Source organism: Achromobacter sp. FW305-C-13 (assembly GCF_058783475.1).
Map to the genome: position 1 here is coordinate 1,317,976 of NZ_JBYSYN010000001.1, position 19,649 is coordinate 1,337,624.

Below are 19,649 nucleotides of genomic sequence, written 5' to 3' on the forward strand. Positions count from 1 at the left end.
GGGTCAGTCGCCGGCGCTGCCCGTAATGGGCAGCACGATGCCGGTGATGTAGCTGGCGCACACGGGAGATGCCAGGAACACATAGGCGGGAGAAATCTCTTCGGGTTGCGCCGGCCGGCCCAGGTCGGTGTGCTTGCCGAATTCCTTGATGGCCTTAGGGCTTTGGTCCGCCGGGTTCAGGGGCGTCCAGACCGGGCCGGGCGCCACGGCGTTCACGCGGATCCCCTGGTCGGCCAGGTTCGCCGCCAGCGAACGGGTGAAGGCATGGATGGCGCCTTTCGTGGACGAATAGTCCAGCAGCTTGGCGCTACCGCGAAGTCCGGTCACCGAGCCCGTATTGATGATGGATGCGCCCGCCTTCAGATGGGGTAGCGCCGCCCGGGCCATGTAGAAATAAGCGGTGATGTTGGTGCGCAGCGTCTTGTCCCATTTGTCGTCGTCGATCTCTGTCAGCGTATCGGTATGCTGCTGGTAAGCCGCGTTGTTCACCAGGACATCCAGTTTGCCGAAGGCGCTCACCACTTGTGCCACGGCGTCCTTGCAGAAGGCCGCATCCTGCACGTCGCCCGGAATCAGCAGGCAGCGCCGGCCTTCGGCCTCGACCGCACGCCGGGTGTCCTCGGCATCTTCGTGTTCATTCAGATAAATGACCGCGACGTCCGCGCCTTCACGCGCGAACAGCACACTGACCGCGCGGCCGATACCCGAATCCCCGCCGGTGACAAGGGTGGCCATGTCCTGCAGTTTGGCGCTGCCCGAATAGCCGGGGGCCTGATATTGCGGCTTGAGCGCCATGTCGGCTTCGCTGCCGGGCTTCGCAAGATGCTGGTCCGGCATGGGCGGTGTGGGGTGGGGACGGTCGCCGGTACCGGCGCTGCGGGTTTTGCTCATGCGAGGCTCCTTGAAGCTGGCGCGCGACGCGCGCGTTACGGATCAAGGTCGCAATTGCTGTTCCTGGCCGATGCCATTTATCAACGGCGCGTGGCTTTGGGCACGCGGCTTGCGAGGCCTGCCGTGGGCGTCGTCCCAGGCGCCGTTATTCCAACCACGCGATGAAAAGTGAGAGAGCCATGAACAAGGACCAGGTGAAGGGCAAAGTCAACGAAGCCGTCGGCAAGGCGAAGGAAGTTGCCGGCAAGGCGACCGGCAGCACGTCCACCGAACTGAAGGGGACGGCGCAGAAGGTGGCTGGCAAGACGCAGGCCGCTTACGGCGATGCCAAAGAAAAGGCGCAAAAGCCGGGCTGACGCCCGGCGTGGTCCGGCTGGCGCAGCTATTGGCGTCCGACGATGACGCCGAACAGAAACGCTGCGCCGGCCACCAGCCCGACCGCTTGCCACGGCCGGGCATGAATGTATTCCTCGGTGCAGTCGATCGTTTCCCGCATCAGGTCACCCGCATTCTCCGAGGCGTCACGCAGGCTGCGCCGCGTGGCGTTCAACTGGTCCGACAGCCGGGCCTTCAGCGCGTCCAGATCCGTCGGGTCGGCGTCGCGTAACGTCGCCTCGATTTCATCGATCCAACTTTCCGGATGACGCGCGCGCCTGCGCGACCCACGATTGTCCGGGCCGTTCTCGGGAAAGTCGGAAGGCAGAGGGGTATTCGTAGAGGCCATCAGAAAGCTCCTGGCAATCGGGCGGGAATTCCACCAGCGCGAACCGGCCCGTGCGGCCGCGTGGCGTGTCGGGGCGCTAGGCCTCGAGCATGTCTTGGCAGGCCAGGGTGCAGGCCAGGCAAGCCCCGGCGCAGATCTGGCAATGCTCCATGTCCTGATGCGGCGTGCATGCCCGCGCGCAGGCATCGCAAACCAAGGCGCACAAAGTACATAACGCGGTAGAAAACTCCCCATTGCGCGCCAGCATCGCGGCACACAGGCGGCACACGCTGGCGCAGTCCGTGGCCAGACTGATGCAGCGCTTCATGCGCGTGGCATTGATTTCCAGGCTGGTCGCGGCGCACTGGTCGCAAGCCACCGCGCATTCATAGCAGGCTTGCACACATTGCTCGAAGTTTGGGTCTCGCATTGCATCTCCTTGTGAGTTCCCATGGCTGTCGGCAAAGGTATGCCCGGCCGGCACGGGCACATCCGCTTGCAATTTGAAGGTACTGCGAGTGTTTTATCGAGGCCGCTGGCCGTAGGATGGAAAATCGAAACCAGGCAGGAGATACCAATGAAAAACCGCTCCCCGTCGACGCCCGCCGCCTCTGTTCGTGCGGACCGGTCCGCGCAGGCCGGCGCGCAAGACAACGCTAAGATACTGCCGCCGAGCGGCCCCGTCGATGTGCCGAAACAACCAGTCAAACCAGACGCCTCCACCCCGGATGAGGCGGCGCGCGACAAACGCGCGGTGGTCGACAATCAAACCGAATCGAACTGGGCAGACGGCGCCGCGCCGCAGCCGCGCGCGAAGAACGCCCGCTCATCCCTTTTTTGATTCGCCGGCCGGGCCGGTGCCGTCTACGCCGCCTGGCAGGCCGCGTAGGAATGCCAGCAGACGCCGTTCGTCAGCGTCCAGGCCGCGCGGGGCCTCCGGCGCCCGCGACTTCGGCGGCAGCGTGCCCGCCAGATAGGCCTCGAGCAGGGCGGGGTGCACATAGCAGGCGCGGCATACGGCGGGCGTGTTGGCCAAGCGCTGCGACACCTGCTTGATAACCTCTACCACGGTCTGTTTGGCCTGCGCTTCGTTTTCGAAGGGGCGAGCCTGCAACGCAGCATATGCCAGCACGGAACCCGCCCAAGTGCGGTAATGCTTGGCCGTGAAGTCGCCCGAACCGGCGGCGCGCAGATAGGCATTGACTGCCCCGGAATCCACGGGATGCTTGCCGCCGTCTTCATCCAGGTATTGGAAGAGCTGCTGGCCCGGGATTTCCAGGCAGCGGCGGATGATGCGGGCCACGCGCCGATCCTTCACCGTTACATCGTGCGGCACGCCGCTCTTGCCCTGGAAGCGGAACCGGAAGCTGCTGCCCGCAACGGTCGTATGCCGACGCTTGAGCGTCGTCAGGCCGTACGACTTGTTGGCCCGGGCATACTCGCGCGCGCCGATCCGGATCAGCGTGGTCTCCAGTAATTTCACCAGCGTCGCGATTACCTTTTCTTGCGCCAACCCGGCTGCGCGCATGTGGCGGTCCACTTGGCGCCGAATGCGCGGCAGGGCCTGCCCGAAAGCCAGCAGGTTCTGATACTTGTCCGCATCGCGCAATGCCGCCCAGCCCGGGTGGTACCGGTATTGCTTGCGGCCCCGCGCGTCGCGGCCGGTGGCCTGGAGGTGCCCATGGGGCAGGGGACAGATCCAGACGTCTTCATAGGCGGGAGGAATCACCAGCGCGTGGATGCGGGCGATCTCCGTGTCATCTTTGATGCGTTTTCCCTGCGCGTCCACGTAATGGAATTTGCTGCCGTTCACGCGCACCCGGCGATAGCCCGGTTGCGTGTCGTCAACGTAGACCAGCGCTACGGGCTCGGGGGGCGATATGCGGGCGTCCATGCTGATCTCCAACGGCGTCGGCGCGCCTGCAGCAAGCAACGTGCCCGACGGCGACGTTACGCGGGAATCAGCAGGGTCAGGCACGGCGCTTGCTGAGGCAATCGGCAGCAACAACATCAGCGAACCGATCGTTGCGGGCCGGGGCCAACCTCCCGTCCCGGCAAGGATCCCTACAGGAGAGTGCCATGCAACCCACCTTACAGCTACACGTGCCGCCCAAGCCCGATCCGATCCCGCCTGGATCGCCGCCTGGGGATCTGCCGGTAGAACCCGATACGGACGAACCGGAAGTCGATCTGCCGCCGCTTTCGCCGCCGATCAGGGAAATCGACCCTCCCAAACGCTGATGCCCGCATGCCGCTGAACAATTCGAATCAATAACGACGAGGAGTCATCATGTCGACCATTCTGCTGATCATTCTGATCCTGCTGCTTATCGGTGCCGTGCCCGCGTGGCCGCACAGTAAGGGCTGGGGCTATTACCCCAGCGGCTTGCTGGGCATTGTCGTGATCGTGCTGATCGTGATGTTGCTGATGGGACGGATATAACGCCGAGGGCCGGCTGAGCGCCCCGCGGCGCCGGCCGGCCCTCGGTTTTTCCGGGAATGGCCGTCCCTTGGACGGCTGGTAGCGCGGGTACGTGGCAAGGCGTAAGATTTCCCCGCCTTTTCGCAGCCATCCGCCTATCCGGCAACGCTTCCATGACCATTCCCTTATTGATTTTGATCGACAGCGTGCAGGGTTTCCTGCCCGCGATTGAAGGCCACGGCTTTCAAGCCATCTATGCGCCGACGGCGCAAGCCCGCGCGCAAGCCATCCAGGACCATGCCCAGGACATCCGCATCGTGCTGACGCGCGGCGCGACCGGGTTGCGGGCCGATGAAATGGCGGCCTTGCCGAAACTTGAACTGGTCTGTTCGCTGGGAGTGGGCTTCGAGAACATTGATCTGGCCGCCGCTGCGTCGCGCGGCATCATCGTCACCAACGGCCCGGGCGCCAACGCGGTGTCCGTGGCCGACCACGCGATGGCGCTATTGTTGGGCGTCGCGCGCCATCTGCCTCAAGCGGACGCCTGGGTGCGGCAAGGGCACTGGAGCGGCTTCATGGGCCCGCAAGTGTCGGGCAAGCGCCTGGGCATTCTTGGCCTGGGTACCATCGGGCTTGAAATCGCCAAGCGTGGCGCCAACGGATTCGGCATGAGCGTCGGTTACTACAATCGTCGCGCGCGGCCCGAAACCGGGTATACCTATTTCGACACACCGCGCGCCCTGGCCGCGGCTTCCGACTTCCTGGTGGTGGCCACTCCTGGGGGAGCGGGCACCCGCCATCTGGTGAACGCCGAGGTACTCGACGCATTGGGCCCCGACGGCTATCTGGTGAACATTGCGCGCGGCAGCGTGGTGGATACCGCTGCGCTTATCGCCGCGCTGGCTGAAAAGCGCATCGCAGGCGCCGGGCTGGATGTGGTGGATGGTGAACCGCTAGTGCCGGATGCCTTGAAGCAACTGGGCAATGTGGTGCTGACGCCGCATAGCGCAGGCCGTTCACCCGAGGCGGTGGCGGCGACCGTGGCGCTGTTCCTACGGAACGCCACGGCGCATTTCAGCGGCAAGCCCGTGTTGACGCCGGTGGTGGAGGCGCAAGCCGAAGCGGCCTAGCCGCGTACCTAGTGCGAGAACATGATCGGGACGGTCATGCTTTTCAGGATGGACGCGGTGGCGCCGCCCATCGCCCATTGGCGCAGCTTGCTGTGGCCATAGGCGCCCATCACGATCATGTCCGCGCTATGGTCGGCGGCGGCATTCAGGATGGTGCTGCCCACGCCAACGCCCTTGATGTCGCGGCACACGTGGTCCGGGGCGGGCATGCCATGGGCGACGCAATACGTGGCCAGGTCTTCAAACGGCGTGGCTTCGTCTTTCTGCGAGGATCCGCCTTCGTCCATGGTCAGCGCGATCAGGTGCGACGACAGGCGCAGCGCCGGCGTCGCGTCGCCCAGGGCGCGCGCGGCTTCGCGGCTACCGTCCCAGCAGAAGAGCACGCGGTCGCCCACGGTGGGGAAATCGCCGCTGGAGGGCAGCACCAGTACAGGGCGACCGGCCGTCAGCAACATCTGCTCGACGAATTCGGATTCATGCGCGGCTTCGACATCGTCGCGGTTGAACTGGCTGACGATGACGAGATCACTGGTGCGGGCATGCAGCGCCACGCAGACGCTGGGCGCGGTGTCTCCGGCGCGCACGACCGCCGGAACATCGGCGGCGGCGGCCGATTCCAGGAATGCGTTCTGCACCGCGGCGCGGTTCTGCGCCTGCAGTTCCTTCATGACATTCAGCGTACGGGACATCAACACGGATTCGCCGTAGTAATACTGGGGCGGCGCCGCGCTGGCGTAGATGCCGACCAGTTCGGCCTTGTGGCGTTTGGCTAGCGACAGCGCCAGCCGGGTGCGGCGTTCGCAGTCGAATCCGTGGTCCAGGTGTACGGCAATGCGGCGATACATGCGGGTCTCCTCAGTAAGCGTCCCATAGCGACATGGTTACGCTTTCCGAGGGGCCGGCCCTTGATGCGCATCAAGCGGCGTTCAGATACCCGGATTCGGCGCAAAGACGGCCCGTGGACCGGTTGCGGCGGCCTATTGGGGTGGATCTTTTTCAATGCGGTCGCGCAATTGGCGTACTTGGCGTGCCTGCTGGGCGATGCGGTCCAGCGGCTCGGCCAAGGCCGGGTCGGCGGCGACGACGGCGGCCGGCACGGCCCATTGGCGGGGAGGCAGGTCCGCCCCGTGATCCTGCGGATGCAGCGCGTGGGCCAGCACCAGGCCGTAGTCGCGCAGGGCAGCCGCCGCAGGCGTTTCGGCAGGCAGGGCGGGCTGGATCTCCAGCACCGTGCCGGCTGCCGTGATACGCCGCATGGCGTTCAGCAGGTTCACCGCGGTGTCGACGTTGCGCTCGCGGTGCACGGGATTCTGTTGCAGGCGCTGCAGTGAGGCCTCGGCATTATCGGCCGACAGGCAGGCTTGGCGGCGCAAGGCGACGATGCTGCTTTCGCCCGGCAGCGAGGCCTCGCCGCTTTTTTGCCGTGTCAGCGCCAGTGCATACGCGGCGTGCCGGTCCAGTGCCCGTGTTAGGGCGCCGGCCAATTGCCGCGGCTCTTTTTCCGGCCACACCAGAAAGCCCACCAGCAGCGCCAGGATGCCGCCCAGCAAGCTGTTGAAGGCCCGCAAAGCTGCCAGCGTGGGCTCATAGATTTCCGGTTGCTGGATATGGCTGACCAGCACGAACTGCGACGTCAGGAAAAAGGTGAACAGCGCGTAATGAATGGTGCGCGCGGCGAAGGTGCCCAGCGCAATGGGCAGCACGGCGAGCGCCACCGACAGCGGCGTACTCAACAGCAGGCCCAGCAGCGATGCGCCGATGGCGCCGGCGACGCTGCCGGTGACGCGTTCGAGGGTACGTTGCCACGTGGTGGCGAAATAGGGCTGCAGGATGAAGACCAGCGTCAGCGACATCCAATAACCATGGTTGACGGCGAATGTCTTGGACAAGGCCACGGCGATGGTGGCGCCGACGCCCACGCGCAAGGCGTGGCGGAAGGCATCGGATTCCACCCCCAGGTTCTGGCGCAGTGTGCGCCACGCCTGCCGTGCGCGAGACGTGCCCCGGCCTTGTTGGGCGGGCGCGGCAGGCGCACCGCCCTGGTCGAACAGCGCTTGCGTGACGGCTTGTGCGGTGTGCAGCAGGCGGTCCAGCACGGGCACCATCGTGGCCAGATCGGGCGCATAGGCCATGGCGCCGCCGCGCAGGTCATGCAGGCCGGCGCCATAGTGGGCCAGACGCTCGCGCAGGCATTGCGCCTGTTTGGGGTCGCTGACGTCCGAGGTGCTGGCAATCGCGTTGCACACGCTGGCGTAGCGGTGCAGCGCGTGCGACAGGTGCGCGCCGGCGCTGCGGCCAAGCCATTGCGGCGCGTGGGATTCCAGCAGGTCGGCGCAGGCGACCAGCGCAATGAAACTGTCTTCGGCGCTGTCCAGCAAGTAGGTCAGCTGATTGGCGCGCGCGCGGCGCGAAGGGCGCGAGTCCTGCACTTCGCGGATACGGATGCGGGCGGCTTCCAAGGCGGCGCGCTGGGCGCTGCGCTGCGGCTTGGTGACGGCAGTCCAGGCTTGGGGGCCGGCTGCCGGGGTCAGGCCCGAATACATGCGTGCCAGCGCATCGGCAAAGTCCGCCAGCCCGCGGTAGCAATGCGCGACCGCGTGCGTGGCGTCCTTCCAGGGCCGGCGGCGCCATACCAGCGCGGTCATCAGAATGGCCCAGACGGCACCCGCCAGGAAGAAAAGGGTGTACGACAGGCTTTCGGTCAGCGTGGGCGCCGGCAATTCGGCGGCGACGACGAAGCCGGCAGACAGCAAGGTGCCGACGATGGCCGCCGCCGGCCCCAGCACGCGCAGCAAGCCGCCGAACGTGCAGCAGATAAACGTCAGCGGCAGCAGCAGCCACAGATGGCTGGCGCTAGCGCTGGCAAGGAAACAGAAGAGGCCGCCGATTACGCCCAGCGCCAGCATGGAGCCGGCACGTTGTCGCAAGGGGCCGCCAGGATCGCCGAAGCAGGCCCAGAATGCAGCGATCGCGGTCCAGCCCAGGCGGGGTTCGTGCACGAGCACGGCCAGGATCACGGGTGCCGCGCTGATGGCGGCGGCTTGCAGCGCATCCAGCCACAAGACATTGCGCAAGGAAGCACGCCAGCGGGTAAGCAAATTCGTCTCGCTATTCATCAAGCTGCAGTAGGACCCGAAGGCCGAAAGACGCAAACCCTACCATGTCGACAAGGCGGTTTTATCGGCCTCGCCATCGTCGTCCACGGGATGTCAGGTGCATGAATCCGGATGGGTCCACACAAATGGTTTCATTTGTGCGACTTTACTGCCTCTTGAACGCAAATTTGCCTGGAACAATTGCTCGAAATCGCATAAAAAAACATTTGGCAGTTCAATGCGCCGGAAATTACGGCCGGCGCATCGCGGTAAGCCGATAGTGAATACTCATGTCCCAATGTGCCTCTTTCTGCGCCCGGACAGCGCAGGCCTTACCCAGTGGCACGCGAGGAGCGTAGACATGACGCCCAATCACGAGGCTTCCACAAGCTCGGTGGTCAGCGACGAAGAAATCGCGGCCATGGTGGCAGGAAAGGATGGCCTGCGGGTGCTGTTGCAGCCGCAGGTGGACCTGATGACAGGCAGGATCGTATCCGCCGAAGCACTGGCGCGATGGCAGCATCCTCGCCTGGGTGTCGTCATGCCTGCCGAATTCATTCCTGCGATCAACCGCATGGGGTTGGACAAGCTGCTGTTCGAGCGAGTCTGCCTGCGCGTGATCGATATATTGCTGACGATGCGGCGCGCGGGCATTGCGGTGCCGGTCGCCATCAACGCGCCCGCGTCGACGCTATCCGACGAAAGCGCCGTGGATTTCCTGCTGGATCTCATCTACGCCGCCGAGCTGCCGGCTTCGCTGGTCCGGGTGGAGCTGACCGAAGACCAGCCCATCCGCGAGCTGGATGTCTTGCGCGCGTCGTTGATGAAACTGGAGGACGCGGGGTGCGAGGTCAGCCTGGACGATTTCGGCACGGGCCATGCCTCGCTGAAGTTGCTATCGGCCATTCCCTTGTCCGAAGTGAAGATCGACCAGTATTTCGTGACGCGCATGCGGCGCAGTGCTGTGGCGTTTGAAGTGTTGCGCACTGCCGCGGAACTGGCCACGCGATTGGGCTGGCGCGTCGTGGCCGAAGGGGTGGAAAACGTGGCCGACATCCCCGCCTTGCGGGCGGCCGGCTGCCGCTATGGGCAAGGTTTCGCCCTTGGGCGTCCGATGCCCTTGGACGCCTTGATGGTACGGCTGCGCACCCAGCGTGACGGGGGCGAACCCCTGGCCGCGCCTGCCAATTACGCATCGTCCTGGATCGAGGCCTTCGATGGCGGCGCCAAAGAGACCGAACCGGCTTTCCCGGCCCGCGTCATCACGCAGTAGCGCTCGCAGGCGCGTTGCCGCTTGCGCAATTTCTTCCAGCAGGGCCAGGACTTACCGGTCAAAAAAATGGGGACTACGATCTGCTTTCCCCCGAATCTTGTCGCTACGACCGTTGGGCACGCCAGTTGCTACTACTGATGTAGCGGAGCCTTTTCCGCCTATCAGGAGACTTGTAATGTCCAATCAGAATCAGCCCGACCAGCAAAAGCAGCCGCAAAAGCAACAGGCCCAGGAAAACCCCAAGGACCGCAATCAGTCGCCCGGCCAGCAGCCTGGCCAATCTGGCCAGAATGCCGATCGAGGCCAGGGCCAGCAGGGCGGCCAGCAACCCGGGCAGCCCGGCAAGCCGCAGCGCTGACCCCCTGATCGCGCATTGAGTCCGCAAGCCGGCAGCGCGAATTCCAACGGCCCCGTCCGCGCTTTCAATGGCGTGGACGGGGCCGTTTGCGCGAAGGGGACATAAGCTGCATCATCCATTTCGTCCATTGAATAATGGCGCCGGATCGCTGACCATCCCGGGTGAGGCCCGCAGTCTGGCGCTGCGCAACGCGCAGTCTGCGTCTACCCCGGCATTACGAAACAGGAACCGCAATGAGCTTGAACGCCGCCGCGCCGCGCCGGAGATCGGCCCTTGGCACCACTCTTGCCGTGCTGCTTGTCCTTGCCGCATTGGCCGGGGTGCTGGCGTTTGCCGCCACCCGTATCGCCGAACAACGGATATCAAGCATGCTGGGGCCCCGGGGCCAGGTGGGCAACGTGCAGGTCGGTTGGCGGCAGGTCGTGCTGACCGACGTGAAGGTGTCCGGCGCCCCGGGCCAAGCGGGTGCAAGCGCCAAACGCGTTGTGCTGGAACCGCAATGGTCGGCCTTTTTGCGCCATGAGGCCGTATTCGACGCCGTCGTGGTCGAAGGCTTCGATTTTGCGGTCGTGCGCAGCGCCGATGGCGAAATGCACATTGCCCCCGCCTTGCAGGCGGCGCTGCACGCAGGCGCCGGCGGCGATGGCAAACCGCGGGCAGATCGCACGATCCGCGTCGCGGAGTTGACCCTGCGTGACGGCCGGCTGGATTTTGAGGACGCCGCCGTGTCCAAGCCACCGCATCGCATTCCATTCAAGAACGTGCAGGCTCGGTTGAGCCCGTTGTCGGTCCCGGGGGATGGCACGCACAGCGATATGGAGTTCAGCGGCACGTTGGAAGAGAACCGCAATGGGGAGTCGACCGTGCGCGCGCAGGGCTGGTTGCAAGTGGGCGGAACGGACGCCGACATGAAGGTGGCCGTGCGCAATATGGACATCCGGCATGCCGCGCCTTACCTCTCGGAAAAAGATGCGGGATCGCTGACCGGCGGCGCGATGGACCTGGATATGAACACCACCATCGCCAAGCGCGAATTGCAGGCCTCGGGCACCGTCGCGCTGCGCGACCTGAAGTTCAGCGGCGACGGCACCCTGTTTTCGTTGCCGCGCAAGGCGGTGCTGGCCGCCATGAAAGACAAGACCGGCGCCTTGCGCTTCCAGTTCAAACTTCAGGGCAGCCTGGACAATCCCAAGTTCTCGGTCCGACGGGGCTTTGCCGCACAGGTGGCGCAAGGCTTTGGCCGCGCCGTCGGCGTGGGGGCGGAAGGCGCGGCCGAAGGCGTGACCGGCGCCGTCAAGGAGTTGGGCAACGCCTTGTCGGACTTGCTCAGCCCTTAGTGCGCCCCTGCATCAGAACCGGTAGTTGGCGCTGAGCTCCACGCGCCGGCCTTCGCCTACCAGCCACTGCGTCTGGTTGTAGTAGGCGGTTTCGGCGTACTGTCGGTCGAACACGTTGAAGGCGCGAAGCGCCAGGCTCAGGTCGCGCCGCGGTTCCCATTGCAGCGCAAGGTTGGTCGTGGTGTAGCCCGCCATTTCCAGCCGGTTGGCGGCGTCTGCATAGCGCTTGCCCACGTAGCGCACGCCGGCGCTGGCCGTCCATTGCGGGGCGAACTTCCAGCTGACCCACGCGTTGGCCACGCGTTCCGGCACGTCGGTCGGCACATTGCCGTTACGCGACACTGCCACGCCGCCGACCGATTCATTGAAGTCGTCGTAGCGCGCGCGCAGCGCCACGGCGTTCAGGTCCACTCGCCATGCGGGAGACAGTTCCACGCCCAGCGTGGCCTCCAGGCCGCGCGACGATTGCTCGCCCACCTGGATGCGCAGCGCGGGGTCGTTGGGGTCGCGCGTGACCAGGTTGTTCTTGGTGATGTGATATGCGGCCAGCGTCCATTGGCCCTTGTTGTCCCAGAACGTCTGTTTCACGCCGATCTCGATCTGCTTGCCCTGCGACAGCTCGTAGTCCTTATTGGCGGGCGACAGCAACAGCAGGCTGCCGATCGGGTCGGCGGCCTGCGCGTACTGGCCATAGACCGACAAGGTGGGCAGCACGTCGTAGACCGTGCCCACGCGCCATCCGACGTTGGTGTAGGTGCTGCGGAAGGCCGTCTCATCAGCGACCAGATCACGCCGTTTCAGGTCGATATGGTCGTAGCGCAAGCCCCCCAGCACCGACCAGCGAGATGTCAACATCAGCCGGTCTTCGGCGAACAGCGCGTACTGGCTGGCCGTATTGCGATAGCGCGGCGTCGTGCCGGCCACATTGATGAAGCGTCCGTGATCGACGTCGTACGGATCCACCAGCGACGTGCCGGAATAGGGCGAATTGTTGGTGTGCTTGAGCGAGGCGCGGTTCAGCTCGACCCCCACCGCCACTTTGTTCGCCAGTCCGAACAGATGGCCGTCGAACGAGGCGTCGGTGACCATGCCGGTCTGCTCCTGGTCATGGCCAATTTCGGTATAGCCGCTGCGCAGGATCTGGCCGGCCGGCGTCCACGCGTAGTTTTCGGCATCGCGATAGTCGCGGTTGCTGCCGATGTAGTACAGCCGGCTGCGCACGGTGGTGGCGGCGTTGGGCGACCACTCGGCCTTCAATTCCGTGCGGCTGTCGCGGTAGATGATCTTGCTGTCGGCCACGTTGTAGTTCTGCTTGGCCAGCCCATAGTCCATCCTGCCGTCGACGAGCGGCGTGCCGAAGTAGCGGGTGGGTTCCTGCCAGGCGTAGGATTGGGTCAGCGTGAAGTTCAGTTCCGGCGACACGTCCAGCCGCAGGGCAGCGGTGACAGCAGCATCGCGTGAATCGCCCAGGCTGATCCCGGAATTCGTGTGGTTGCCGCTGACGTCCAGCCGGTACGACCACTTATCATCCAGCGCGCCGCCGCTGCCGAAACCAAAGCGCTGGGTGTCGTGCGTGCCCAGCGTCGTCATCAGTTCGTTTTCGATGGGGCCGCGCGTGGGCTTCTTGGGGATGACGTTGACGACGCCGCCAATGGCGCCTTCCCCGTACAGCACCGAGGCGGGGCCGCGCAGCACTTCGATGCGATCCACCGCCCAGGGGTCGTAGATGAAGGTCTGTCCCACGCCGCCGTATTGGCGCACACCGTCATACAGTTGCGCGACGGAGTTTGAATCAGTGAATCCGCGGGAAGACAGGGATGAGCCGCCGTTGCCCGGATGACGCATGGCGCTGATGCCTGCCGCCTGGGTGATGGCGTCGGTAACCGTGGTGGCGCCGCGTGCTCGCAGCTGTTCGTTGCTGATGATGTCGATGCTGGCAGGCGTTTCGAACGGGGTCAGGCCCAGCAAGGTGCCGGTCGCGGCATGTTCGAGCAAGGTCGGCGCGACCGTGTCGCCGGATACGGAAATGGCCGGCAGCGTGGCGACCGGGGCGGTTTGCGCGTGCAGCGCGGGCGTGAAGGCGAGCGCGGTCCAAATGGCCACGCGCCGCTTCAGGACGCGATGCGTCCTGGCGGAAGAAAAAGGCATGAGTGCTCTCGGTAAGCTAAAAATTGCCGCGCAGGGGCGGCGCAGGATCAGCGGGATACCGAGGCAGTGGGTGGGGCGCGGGCGCCTAGCGGCGCGCCGGTGACGGAGGCGAGAACCGGGCCGGGCGGGGCGCGCGCGGCCAGCGGATGGGCCATGACGGCCAACTTCGCCGGCAGCACGACGGGCGACGACGGCAGGGCCACCGCGGCAAGCGCCATGCCCATGGGGCAGGTGGCGGCTTGCGCCGCGTGCCGTTCGTCAGGCGCGTTGTCCTGTTTGGACGGCCCGGCCACCCAGATGGGGCCCGCGGCCGAGCACAGCTGGATCAGCGTGCCGGTTTGGTGCGTGGCCGGCATGAAACCCTGCGGCACCATCGCCTTCAGCACGAACAGCATCAGCACCAGCCAAAGGCCGGCGTTGCCGCGGTGGAAAGTAGGCAGAGGGGTACGCATGGTCGGCGCCCATTCTAGAGCGTTTCGCCGCAGCCGTCCCCAGGTTCACACTGTGCGTGCAGCCCAGAACGCCGTGCGCACGGCGGGCGATGCGGCGATGCTCGCGGTCACCCGGTCCAGATCCAGCTCGTCGACCGACGCCTCGCTGAGCGCGGCTTCGATCTCGACCTCGTTCTCGCCGAACTGGTCGATCTTCAGTTCCGACAGCGGCAGCTGTTCGGCCTCCAGCACATCCTCCAGCACGGTCATCGCGGCCTGGCGATGTTCCACGTTCGCGATGACGTGGATCACGTTTGTGACTTCGGAAGTCTGCGAGTCGAGCGGTTGGCGGTTCACGTAGCTGACGACGGGGCGCAGCAAGGTGTTGGCCGCCAGCACGAAGGCCGTGGCCGCCACCGCCTCCAGCATCAGCGACGCGCCCGCGCAGGCGCCGATGGCGGCCGAGCCCCACAAGGTGGCTGCGGTGTTCAGGCCGCGGATACTGCCGCCTTCGCGCATGATCGCGCCGGCGCCCAGGAATCCCACGCCCGACACCACGTAGGAGATCACACGCGCGCCGCCGTCCGCGCCGCCCACGCGGAACGCCATGTCGACGAAGATGGCGGCCCCCACCGCCACCAGCACGTTCGTGCGCAGGCCGGCCGTGCGTTGCCGGAACTGGCGTTCGAACCCGACGATCGAGCCCAGCACGAAGGCAGTCAGCAGGCTGACCAGCGTGTTGGCCAGGGTAAGGAATTGGATGTTTTCGAAGTTCTTCATAGTCTTGCCCCTTTTTCAGCTTATGGGTGTTCGACGGGGCCGGGCGGGCCCCCTGGCGCGCTCAGGGCAGGCGCCAGACCGAGGCCAGCACGAGGCCCGCGCCGACCAGCCAGATCAGCACCAGGGCCAGCACGCGGGCCAGCAACAGGACTTTGTACGGGTCTTTCATGACAATCTCCTTGCCAGGAAAGCCGGGTTTCAGGCCGGCAGCACGGCGATGGACGCGCCGGTTTCGTTTTCCCAGTGCACGCGGCGCACATCCGGGCTTTGTCCCAGCCGCAGCGCCACGGCGCTGAGCAGGCTGCGCAGGTGCGGCGGGCAATGCAGCGTGACGACCGTGGACGCCAACTGGTCGGATTCGCCGCGCGAAATGCGCACGGCGATCACCCGCAGGTCCAGGGCTTGCAGCTCGTAGTACAGCTGCTTTCTCAGGGTGTTGAGGGTGGCGCTCAGGCTGACGATGGTGAATTGATAGACCGGCGTGACGGGCGCGTGCGCCGGCAGGGCGCCGAACGACACCGGGCCTTCGGCGCGGGCGTCATGGGCCCGGTCCAGGAAGGGGAAGAATTTCTTGATGCGCATGGTCGTCTCCTTGACAGGGGAGTACGGTGGAAGGTCCACAGGCATGCGCCGCCTGACCGGCAAGGCACGCGCGCAACTAGGCCCGCGTATCGCGTCGGTAAGCTTTAGGGGGAGAGGGGCTGAAAGCCCAAGTCCTGGCTGATCGCAGGACTCACGCGGAAGGGAGATTCCGCGGATCCTGCGTCAAGCGGCGCGAGCAGTCGGTTTTCGACTACATCCGTCGTTGTCCACAGTGATCTCTAGGTGGTTGAAAGTGCCGAGAGTATAGCGCCGGGCTAGGGTAAACACCAGTAAAAATTGCCCGCCCTGCGGATTGCGCAAGGCGGGTGGGGCTTCACTTCGGTTTGGGCGGGGGACCGGCGTAGTACAAGGCCAGCGCCTCGATCTCGCTGTCTGTCAGACGTTGCGAGAAGGCGCGCATGACGCCCACGTCGTCGTTCTGGCGCGAGCCATTGCGAAAGGCGGTCATCTGGTCGGTGAAGTACTCCTTGGATTGCCCGGCCAGCCTGGGCAGCAAGGGGCCTTCGCCCATGCCGCGCAGCCCGTGACAGTTCGCGCAGGCGGGCAATGCACGCGCGCCATCGCCTTGCAGGTCCAGCTTGCGCGCTGCTTCGCCGCCGAATTCGCCCACATGCAGCGGCGGGCCGGCCAAGGTGCCGTAATAGGCCGCCACCTGGCCGATTTCCTGCTCGGTCAGTGCGCGCGCGATGGTGTTCATCAGCGGCTGCACCCGTGTCCCGCTGCGGAAGTCGGCCAGTTGCTTGGCCAGATACTCCTGGCTCAGGCCCGCCAGGTTGGGAAATATGCCGCCGGTGGGCGTGATGCCGGCTGGCCCGTGGCAGGCGATACAGGCCTGGACGCCGGCTCCGGGCTTGCCGTTTGCCGCCAATTGCTTGCCGGCCTCGGGATCGGCCCCGCGCAGGAATCCCTCCCAGTCAGGACGCGAGGCGCTGAAGTCCAATGCGCTTCGGCCTGGCACCGGAGCGGCCGGGGCTGGCGATGGCGCTGGAGCGGCCGCAGAAGGAGCGGCAGGCGCCGCGGGTGTGGCAGGGGTGGCGGACGCAGCAGGTGCCGGCGCCGGTGCCGCCGGTTTGGCGGCCGGCGGCGGGGCGGGCGGGGCGGTGACGGCGCTTGCGCGGATCAGGCCGTCACCGCCCGTGCCGATCATCTGGTGCGCGGTGGCGATCAGCGTGACGAGCGGCGGCGCCATGATCAGCAGGACCGCGATGGTGATGCCTTTGCGATGTTCGATCATGATCACACCAGCCGCCCTGGCGAACGCAGATAGTCCGCCTTGATTTTCTCGACGATCCAATAGGCGGTGGCGCCTACGGTGCCTGTCGGGTTGTAGCCCGAGTTCTGCGGAAACAGCGATGCGCCCGTCACGAACACGTTGGGCACGTCCCAGCTTTGCCCATAGCGGTTGACGACACTGGTTTCCGGGTTGTCGCCCATGGCCGCGCCGCCCGTCAAATGGGTGGACTGGTAGGCGGTGGACGAAAACGGCCGCTTGCGGGGCCCGGGTTCGGTACGCGCAATGCCTTTCATCGCGCGTGCGATCTCGTCGCCTTTGTCGGTCAGGAAGGCCGACATGCGGATGTCGTTGTCAGGAAAATCGTAGGTCACGCGCAGCAGCGGCAGGCCCCAGGCGTCCTTGTAGGTGGGGTCCAGGCTCAGATATCCGCCGCGCCAGGGCTGGGCGGACCCCGTGATGGTGATGGACGCGGAATGGTTGTAGTAGCGCTTGACCGCCTTCTTCCATTCAGCGCCCCAGGTCGGCGTGCCCTTGGGCGTGGGGTGGTAGCCGATCGGCGCGCCGCTGACGACCTGGATCTGCAGGTAGCCGCCGCCCACGAACCCGAGCGGCCCGTGGTCGAAGTTGTCGGCGCTGAAATCGTCCATAGTCACCGCGACGGCGCCCGCGCCCATGAAGGGGTTGATGTTGACGGATTCGTCGAAGAACAGGTTTACGCCCGACGTCGTTTGGTGCGTGTAGTTGCGTCCCACGACGCCGGTGTCGGTGACCGGGTCGTAGGGCTTGCCGATGCCCGAGAGCAGCAGCAACCGCACGTTGTTGATGCTGAAGGCGCACAGCACCACGATCTCGGCGGGCTGGAAGACCTCTTCGCCGGCGGCGTCCACGTAGGTCACGCCGCGTGCCCGCTTTTTGTCGGGCGTCAGCTCCACGCGCAGTACGTTGGCGCCGGTGCGGATTTCGAAGTTCTCCATCTTCATCGCCACCGGCAGGATACAGACCTGCGGCGAGGCCTTGGCGAAGTGCTCGCAGCCGAAGTTGGAACAGAATCCGCAGTACACGCACGCGCTCATGTGCAGGCCTTCGGAATTCACGTAGGGCCGCGTACAGAGCGCCGACGGCTGCACATAGGGGTGGTAGCCCAGCTTCTTGGCGGCCTCGCCGAACAAGGCCGGCGCATAGGGCACCTTCATGGGCGGATTCGGATACGGCCGCGACCGCCAGGGTTCGAACGGGTTGCCGCCTTCCTGCTTTTGCCCCTTGATGTTGCCCGCTTGCCCGGACGCACCGATCAGGTAGTCGTAGCGGTCGAAGTAAGGCTCGAGTTCGTCGTACGTCAGGGGCCAGTCCTGACAGGTCAACTCCTTGTCAAAAATGCCCGCGCCGTAGCGTTCGGTGTAGTGGCTGCGGATGCGGAAATCCGTGGGGTCGAAGCGGTAGTACGCGCCCGACCAGTGGTTGCCCGCGCCGCCCAGATGCGTGCCGGGATAAGCGAATTGCCAGCGGCGCATGGGCAGCGCCTTCTGGTCGGTGTTGTTGCGAAACGTGTAGGTTTCGGTCGCGGCGTCCTGGTGCAGTTCGTGCCGGCGGGTGTATTTCAATTCGTCGTGGACGTTCGGCCCTTGGAAGTCGGGAGAGGGCCAGCGCGCCTGGCCCCGTTCCAGCACCACTACGCGCTGCTTGGCGGCCGCCAGTTCCTTGCCGATGATGGACCCGGTCCACCCGCCGCCGATGATCGCCACGTCTACTGCGGGTAAGGTCTTAGCCATGCTTGTCTCCCGGTTTCATCGCATGTCCCGTGGCGTTGGCGATGGATACCGGCTTGCCGGCCCAGATGACGCCGTGCCGTTCGATATCGTTGGAGAACGACGCGAACGCGCCCGGGAACCCCACCAGCTTCCAGCCCACCATGTCGGCGTTGCCGCCGTACAGCGGATCGGAGAAGAAGCCTTCGATGGTGGCGTCCAGCAGGGTCTGGAAGAACACGTCGGATGGCAAGGGCGAAAAATCCGGTTTGCCGGCCTGCAAGTCATGAAGCCAGGCGTCCTGCCTGGCTTCGTCCAATTCGGCGAACGGTTTGCCGTCCTGCTTGCGGGTTGCGGCATCCAGCGCAGCCAGGCCGCGCCGGATCATCTCGGCAGGCGTGAATGACAGCTGGTAGCCCTGTTCTGGCGTGCCTTTTTCGAACGGGCCTTGGCGGTAGAACTGGCTGCCCGCGCCCCAAGCGCCGGCCAATTGCCCATCCAGGAAGCGGGTGACGCCCGCTTCCTTGGCGCCGGGCCCAAGGTCGTCGGCCGGAATCAGGCGCGCGGCGATGGCGTCCATTGCTGCCGCTTCCTGCGCATTGAAAAAGGTGAGGGTGCGATTGGGGGAGGGGGCGGGAGCGTGGGGCGTCTGCCCTGGGGCCGCGGCGGGCGCAGCGTCGGCGGGCGCGCTGCGGGCGGTTACCGCCCAGGCGGCGCCGGGGACCCCGACCGCCAGTGCCTTGAGCAATCCGCGCCGTCCGGGGGCAGGCGGATCGTCCGGGCGTGGAAGACCAGGGGAAAGATTGTCCGAGGGTTGATCGTCCATGCATCACTCCAGCTTCGGGGGCAGGCACGCTACTTGCCCCTGGGTGAAAGAGATCCCGCACCAGCTCGTTATCTGTCGGCGCCTAGTTTGTCACTGTTTTCCATTTGGAGACAACCATGAAAAGCCACAAACTGCTACTGCTGTCCGCCCTGGCATTGCTTCCCTGGCACGCAGCCGGGGCGCAATCCGCCCACACTACGCTGGTCGCCCAGGCCGCGGCGCCGCAGCAGCCCATGCCGACCGCCGACGAGAAGACGGCACCCGCGAACGCCATCGGCAAGCCCGTCCCCGGCGCCCGCACCACCGATGAGAAGAAAATGCCATCGACTGAAGAAACGGACTCCCGCTCCAAGGCGGGCTCCACGCCGCGCCAGAAGGATCCCGGGGCGGATACCCGCAACGGGCAGGGCACGCCTGGCGGCAAGACGGGCGCGCCCGACAATGCCGGCATGCCGGGCTCGGGCGCGTCCTCCGGTTCCGGCGGTGGCGCGGATCCCCGTTAGCGGCAGGGCGCCGCCGGGGCTCGCATCCTGACAGGATTCAGGTAATATTCAGGTTCCTGTAAGAACGAGAGCACGGCGGTTTTCACGCGCTATCACTGCCTCAGGCAGTGCGCGAATGCCGCCAACTATGACCGAAGACCCCCCTCCTAGCAGGGCGCTGCGGCGCCCGA

22 protein-coding genes are annotated in these 19,649 nt (G+C 65.7%); 9 read left to right on the forward strand and 13 right to left on the reverse strand.

Annotated elements, in window-relative coordinates; genetic code table 11:
• Positions 1-3 precede the first annotated feature (3 nt).
• Positions 4-891, reverse strand: coding sequence for an SDR family oxidoreductase (locus AC3WMU_RS05915; RefSeq protein WP_280026185.1), 888 nt, complete (start codon positions 889-891; stop codon positions 4-6).
• Positions 892-1,070: 179 nt separating this feature from the next.
• Here AC3WMU_RS05915 and AC3WMU_RS05920 point away from each other — a divergent pair, with 179 nt between their 5' ends.
• Positions 1,071-1,247 carry a CsbD family protein gene (locus AC3WMU_RS05920; protein ID WP_006222117.1) on the forward strand — a complete coding sequence of 59 codons (177 nt, stop codon included), beginning with the start codon at positions 1,071-1,073 and terminating at the stop codon, positions 1,245-1,247.
• Between the two features lie 26 nt (positions 1,248-1,273).
• Here the strand turns inward: AC3WMU_RS05920 and AC3WMU_RS05925 are convergent, their stop codons facing one another.
• Together AC3WMU_RS05925 and AC3WMU_RS05930 are read right to left on the reverse strand one after the other, a co-directional pair.
• Complete coding sequence (locus tag AC3WMU_RS05925) at positions 1,274-1,615, reverse strand: ElaB/YgaM/YqjD family protein (protein ID WP_006222116.1); 342 nt, start codon at positions 1,613-1,615, stop codon at positions 1,274-1,276.
• A 76-nt stretch (positions 1,616-1,691) separates the two neighbouring features.
• Entirely contained in the window at positions 1,692-2,024 is a 333-nt protein-coding gene (locus AC3WMU_RS05930; protein ID WP_006222115.1) for a four-helix bundle copper-binding protein, read from the reverse strand.
• 147 nt (positions 2,025-2,171) lie between these two features.
• Between AC3WMU_RS05930 and AC3WMU_RS05935 the strand changes: the two genes are divergently transcribed.
• Positions 2,172-2,435: a hypothetical protein gene (locus AC3WMU_RS05935; protein ID WP_081533928.1), complete on the forward strand. Its 264-nt coding sequence runs from the start codon at positions 2,172-2,174 to the stop codon at positions 2,433-2,435.
• On the opposite strand, the gene AC3WMU_RS05940 is transcribed toward AC3WMU_RS05935, so the two are convergent.
• Complete coding sequence (locus tag AC3WMU_RS05940) at positions 2,421-3,488, reverse strand: DNA topoisomerase IB (protein WP_492281975.1); 1,068 nt, start codon at positions 3,486-3,488, stop codon at positions 2,421-2,423. The two genes, AC3WMU_RS05935 and AC3WMU_RS05940, sit on opposite strands and share 15 nt — an antisense overlap.
• A gap of 185 nt (positions 3,489-3,673) precedes the next feature.
• On the opposite strand from AC3WMU_RS05940, the gene AC3WMU_RS05945 reads away from it, so the two are divergent.
• The 3 genes from AC3WMU_RS05945 to AC3WMU_RS05955 all read left to right on the forward strand — a co-directional run bounded on the left by AC3WMU_RS05945 (position 3,674) and on the right by AC3WMU_RS05955 (position 5,146).
• Positions 3,674-3,835, forward strand: a complete 162-nt coding sequence (locus AC3WMU_RS05945) for a hypothetical protein (protein WP_167389996.1) — start codon at positions 3,674-3,676, stop codon at positions 3,833-3,835.
• A gap of 49 nt (positions 3,836-3,884) precedes the next feature.
• On the forward strand, positions 3,885-4,037 hold the full coding sequence (locus tag AC3WMU_RS05950; protein ID WP_006222114.1) for a DUF3309 domain-containing protein: 153 nt from the start codon (positions 3,885-3,887) through the stop codon (positions 4,035-4,037).
• 152 nt (positions 4,038-4,189) lie between these two features.
• Positions 4,190-5,146 carry a 2-hydroxyacid dehydrogenase gene (locus AC3WMU_RS05955; RefSeq protein WP_006222113.1) on the forward strand — a complete coding sequence of 319 codons (957 nt, stop codon included), beginning with the start codon at positions 4,190-4,192 and terminating at the stop codon, positions 5,144-5,146.
• 8 nt (positions 5,147-5,154) lie between these two features.
• Here AC3WMU_RS05955 and AC3WMU_RS05960 read toward each other — a convergent pair whose 3' ends face one another.
• Both AC3WMU_RS05960 and AC3WMU_RS05965 read right to left on the reverse strand, forming a co-directional pair.
• Positions 5,155-5,991: a universal stress protein gene (locus tag AC3WMU_RS05960; RefSeq protein ID WP_492281976.1), complete on the reverse strand. Its 837-nt coding sequence runs from the start codon at positions 5,989-5,991 to the stop codon at positions 5,155-5,157.
• A 132-nt stretch (positions 5,992-6,123) separates the two neighbouring features.
• A complete protein-coding gene (locus AC3WMU_RS05965; RefSeq protein WP_492281977.1) occupies positions 6,124-8,220 on the reverse strand; it encodes an FUSC family protein in 2,097 nt (698 codons plus the stop codon).
• Positions 8,221-8,602: 382 nt separating this feature from the next.
• On the opposite strand from AC3WMU_RS05965, the gene AC3WMU_RS05970 reads away from it, so the two are divergent.
• The 3 genes from AC3WMU_RS05970 (at position 8,603) to AC3WMU_RS05980 (ending at position 11,209) form a co-directional block, all read left to right on the forward strand.
• Complete coding sequence (locus AC3WMU_RS05970; protein WP_280026190.1) at positions 8,603-9,514, forward strand: EAL domain-containing protein; 912 nt, start codon at positions 8,603-8,605, stop codon at positions 9,512-9,514.
• A 175-nt stretch (positions 9,515-9,689) separates the two neighbouring features.
• Positions 9,690-9,872 (forward strand): hypothetical protein, encoded by a 183-nt coding sequence (locus tag AC3WMU_RS05975; RefSeq protein WP_088587384.1) that lies wholly within the window; start codon positions 9,690-9,692, stop codon positions 9,870-9,872.
• Positions 9,873-10,105: 233 nt separating this feature from the next.
• Positions 10,106-11,209 carry a DUF748 domain-containing protein gene (locus tag AC3WMU_RS05980; protein WP_280026191.1) on the forward strand — a complete coding sequence of 368 codons (1,104 nt, stop codon included), beginning with the start codon at positions 10,106-10,108 and terminating at the stop codon, positions 11,207-11,209.
• A 12-nt stretch (positions 11,210-11,221) separates the two neighbouring features.
• On the opposite strand, the gene AC3WMU_RS05985 is transcribed toward AC3WMU_RS05980, so the two are convergent.
• From AC3WMU_RS05985 to AC3WMU_RS06015, 7 genes are all read right to left on the reverse strand, one after another.
• Entirely contained in the window at positions 11,222-13,357 is a 2,136-nt protein-coding gene (locus tag AC3WMU_RS05985) for a TonB-dependent receptor (protein ID WP_006222106.1), read from the reverse strand.
• Positions 13,358-13,404: 47 nt separating this feature from the next.
• Positions 13,405-13,809: a DUF2946 family protein gene (locus AC3WMU_RS05990; protein ID WP_006222105.1), complete on the reverse strand. Its 405-nt coding sequence runs from the start codon at positions 13,807-13,809 to the stop codon at positions 13,405-13,407.
• A 45-nt stretch (positions 13,810-13,854) separates the two neighbouring features.
• Positions 13,855-14,568, reverse strand: a complete 714-nt coding sequence (locus AC3WMU_RS05995; RefSeq protein ID WP_280026192.1) for an MgtC/SapB family protein — start codon at positions 14,566-14,568, stop codon at positions 13,855-13,857.
• Positions 14,569-14,766: 198 nt separating this feature from the next.
• Positions 14,767-15,150: a hypothetical protein gene (locus AC3WMU_RS06000; protein WP_280026193.1), complete on the reverse strand. Its 384-nt coding sequence runs from the start codon at positions 15,148-15,150 to the stop codon at positions 14,767-14,769.
• Between the two features lie 334 nt (positions 15,151-15,484).
• Positions 15,485-16,405 (reverse strand): c-type cytochrome, encoded by a 921-nt coding sequence (locus AC3WMU_RS06005; protein ID WP_280026194.1) that lies wholly within the window; start codon positions 16,403-16,405, stop codon positions 15,485-15,487.
• A gap of 2 nt (positions 16,406-16,407) precedes the next feature.
• Positions 16,408-18,174 carry a GMC family oxidoreductase gene (locus AC3WMU_RS06010; RefSeq protein ID WP_492281978.1) on the reverse strand — a complete coding sequence of 589 codons (1,767 nt, stop codon included), beginning with the start codon at positions 18,172-18,174 and terminating at the stop codon, positions 16,408-16,410.
• Positions 18,167-18,976 carry a gluconate 2-dehydrogenase subunit 3 family protein gene (locus AC3WMU_RS06015; protein ID WP_052017786.1) on the reverse strand — a complete coding sequence of 270 codons (810 nt, stop codon included), beginning with the start codon at positions 18,974-18,976 and terminating at the stop codon, positions 18,167-18,169. The genes AC3WMU_RS06010 and AC3WMU_RS06015 overlap by 8 nt, the downstream gene beginning before the upstream one ends.
• A 116-nt stretch (positions 18,977-19,092) precedes the next feature.
• Between AC3WMU_RS06015 and AC3WMU_RS06020 the strand changes: the two genes are divergently transcribed.
• Positions 19,093-19,479: a hypothetical protein gene (locus AC3WMU_RS06020; RefSeq protein WP_088587391.1), complete on the forward strand. Its 387-nt coding sequence runs from the start codon at positions 19,093-19,095 to the stop codon at positions 19,477-19,479.
• Positions 19,480-19,649 lie beyond the last annotated feature (170 nt).